The following is a 3,569-nucleotide window of genomic DNA, read 5'->3' as shown; positions in this document are numbered from 1 at the left end:
CCCGCCCGCATCTTGAGAACTGCACAGTGGACGCGAGCATCTTTGTGGCCAAGTTATTAAGGGCGCACGGTGGATGCCTTGGCACCAGGAGCCGAAGAAGGACGTAGGAGGCTGCGATAAGCCTCGGGGAGCTGCCAACCGAGCTGTGATCCGAGGATTTCCGAATGGGGAAACCCGGCTGGAGTCATGTCCAGTCACCCTCACCTGAACACATAGGGTGAGCGGAGGGAACGTGGGGAAGTGAAACATCTCATTACCCACAGGAAGAGAAAGCAACCGCGATTCCGTGAGTAGTGGCGAGCGAAAGCGGAAGAGGCCAAACCAGTCGCGTGTGATAGCCGGCAGGCGTTGCGCGATTGGGGTTGTGGGACCATATGGTCAGTTCTGCCGAGCTGACAAGGAGTAAGAAAACGCGTCGTTAGTCGAAGGCCGTGGAATAGGCCGCCACAGACGGTAAAAGTCCGGTAGACGAAAACGGCGCGTCTCCTTAGTGGAATCCCAAGTAGCACGGGGCCCGTGAAATCCCGTGTGAATCTGCGAGGACCACCTCGTAAGCCTAAATACTCCCTGGTGACCGATAGCGGACGAGTTCAGTGATGGATAGGTGTAAAGTACCCCGGGAGGGGAGTGAAATAGTACCTGAAACCGCGTGCCTACAATCCGTGGGAGCGGATCGCTGCTGTGGCAACACGGCGGCGGCTGTGACCGCGTGCCTTTTGAAGAATGAGCCTGCGAGTTAGTGGTGTGTGGCGAGGTTAACCCGTGAGGGGAAGCCGTAGCGAAAGCGAGTCCGAATAGGGCGATTCAGTCGCATGCTCTAGACCCGAAGCTGAGTGATCTACCCATGGGCAGGTTGAAGCGCGGGTAAGACCGCGTGGAGGACCGAACCCACCAGGGTTGAAAACCTGGGGGATGACCTGTGGGTAGGGGTGAAAGGCCAATCAAACTCAGTGATAGCTGGTTCTCCCCGAAATGCATTTAGGTGCAGCGTCGCGTGTTTCTTGCCGGAGGTAGAGCACTGGATGGTCTAGGGGGCTTACCAGCTTACCGAAATCAGCCAAACTCCGAATGCCGGTAAGTGAGAGCGCGGCAGTGAGACTGCGGGCGATAAGGTTCGTAGTCGAGAGGGAAACAGCCCAGAACACCGGCTAAGGCCCCTAAGCGTGTGCTAAGTGGAAAAGGATGTGGAGTCGCAGAGACAACCAGGAGGTTGGCTTAGAAGCAGCCACCCTTGAAAGAGTGCGTAATAGCTCACTGGTCAAGTGGTTCCGCGCCGACAATGTAACGGGGCTCAAGCACACCGCCGAAGCCGTGTCATTCACGCACTAGCTCGGCGCTGCCTTCGGGCGGCGTCCAGGCGCGTGGATGGGTAGGGGAGCGTCGTGTGGCGAGTGAAGCGGCGGAGTGATCCAGCCGTGGACGCCACACGAGTGAGAATGCAGGCATGAGTAGCGAAAGAAGGGTGAGAAACCCTTCCGCCGAATGACCAAGGGTTCCTGGGCCAGGCTAATCCGCCCAGGGTAAGTCGGGACCTAAGGCGAGGCCGACAGGCGTAGTCGATGGACAACGGGTTGATATTCCCGTACCGGCAACATGGCGCCCCTGACGAGGCCGGTGATGCTAACCATCCGAAACCATCTGTTCAGTGTCGGCCTTCGGGTCGGCGCGGCGGGTGGTGGAGCGTGGGACCCGAGCCGGTAGTAGTCAAGCGATGGGGTGACGCAGGAAGGTAGCCCAGCCACAGCGATGGTTGTCTGTGGGCAAGGACGTAGCACGGACGGTAGGCAAATCCGCCGTCCTCACTTGGATGTGGAGTGTGAGATCTGACGCGGAGCCCGTAGGGGCGAAGTGGGTGATCCTATGCTGCCGAGAAAAACCTCTAGCGAGCCATGCGCCGCCCGTACCCCAAACCGACTCAGGTGATCAGGTAGAGAATACCGAGGCGATCGAGAGAACCATGGTTAAGGAACTCGGCAAAATGCCCCCGTAACTTCGGGAGAAGGGGGACCCGACCCGTGTACCCACTGGCTGGGGAGAGCGGGGAGGGTCGCAGAGACCAGGCCCAAGCGACTGTTTACTAAAAACACAGGTCCGTGCGAAGTCGCAAGACGATGTATACGGACTGACTCCTGCCCGGTGCTGGAAGGTTAAGGGGACACGTCAACCACCCTTGCGGTGGTGAAGCGTTGAACTTAAGCCCCAGTAAACGGCGGTGGTAACTATAACCATCCTAAGGTAGCGAAATTCCTTGTCGGGTAAGTTCCGACCTGCACGAATGGAGTAACGACTTGGGCGCTGTCTCAACCATGGACTCGGCGAAATTGCAGTACGAGTAAAGATGCTCGTTACGCGCGGCAGGACGGAAAGACCCCGGGACCTTTACTATAGTTTGGTATTGGTGTTTGGTACGGCTTGTGTAGGATAGGTGGGAGACTGTGAAGCATGCACGCCAGTGTGTGTGGAGTCGACGTTGAAATACCACTCTGGTCGTATTAGATGTCTAACCTAGGCCCATGATCTGGGCCAGGGACAGTGCCTGATGGGTAGTTTAACTGGGGCGGTTGCCTCCTAAAATGTAACGGAGGCGCTCAAAGGTTCCCTCAGCCTGGTTGGCAATCAGGTGACGAGTGTAAGTGCACAAGGGAGCTTGACTGTGAGACAGACATGTCGAGCAGGGACGAAAGTCGGAACTAGTGATCCGGCCACGGCATGTGGAAGCGTGGTCGCTCAACGGATAAAAGGTACCCCGGGGATAACAGGCTGATCTTCCCCAAGAGTCCATATCGACGGGATGGTTTGGCACCTCGATGTCGGCTCGTCGCATCCTGGGGCTGGAGCAGGTCCCAAGGGTTGGGCTGTTCGCCCATTAAAGCGGCACGCGAGCTGGGTTTAGAACGTCGTGAGACAGTTCGGTCTCTATCCGCCGCGCGCGTCAGAAGCTTGAGGAAACCTGTCCCTAGTACGAGAGGACCGGGACGGACGAACCTCTGGTCCACCAGTTGTCCCACCAGGGGCACCGCTGGATAGCCACGTTCGGACAGGATAACCGCTGAAAGCATCTAAGCGGGAAACCCCCTCCAAGACCAGGCTTCTCACCCACTAGGTGGGATAAGGCCCCCCGCAGACCACGGGATCGATAGACCAGACCTACACACACAGCAATGTGTTCAGGGAACTGGCACTAACCGGCCGAAAACTTACCCACAACTCGCAACCACACCACACACACCCACCCCACCACCAAAACACCAAAGTTTTCACACTAAACAAGTGAATAAAGTTACGGCGGTCAATAGCGGCAGGGAAACGCCCGGACCCATCCCGAACCCGGAAGCTAAGCCTGCCAGCGCCAATGATACTGCCCCACACGGGCGGAAAAGTAGGACACCGCCGAACACAAATTAGCCCTGTGCCCCCCAATTCTGTTGGGGGGCACAGGCATTTGTGTATCGGTGACTCAATCGAACAGTGTCGGGATCGCCGGCCGGCGGCTCTTCTCGAGTCCGAGGAGCGCTCGCTTGCGTTCGAGACCGCCGCCGTATCCGGTGAGGCTGCCGTTCGCGCCGATG

The 3,569-nt window shown here is 58.0% G+C and carries 1 protein-coding gene and 2 rRNA genes; 2 read left to right on the top strand and 1 reads right to left on the bottom strand.

The window, feature by feature from the left end; translation table 11 throughout:
* The first annotated feature begins 46 nt into the window (after positions 1–46).
* Together VHE99_10655 and rrf are read left to right on the top strand one after the other, a co-directional pair.
* Positions 47–3,205 (top strand): 23S ribosomal RNA (locus VHE99_10655).
* Positions 3,206–3,281: 76 nt separating this feature from the next.
* Positions 3,282–3,396: ribosomal RNA gene (rrf, locus tag VHE99_10650) — 5S ribosomal RNA — on the top strand.
* Positions 3,397–3,457: 61 nt separating this feature from the next.
* Here rrf and VHE99_10645 read toward each other — a convergent pair.
* The coding region (locus VHE99_10645) for an MGMT family protein (GenBank protein HVV69469.1) at positions 3,458–3,569 on the bottom strand (112 nt) is incomplete at its 5' end.

The organism is Gammaproteobacteria bacterium, assembly GCA_035546635.1.
Lineage (GTDB): Bacteria > Pseudomonadota > Gammaproteobacteria > JAURND01 > JAURND01 > DASZWJ01.
This window is presented reverse-complemented; position numbering and strand designations above follow the sequence as displayed.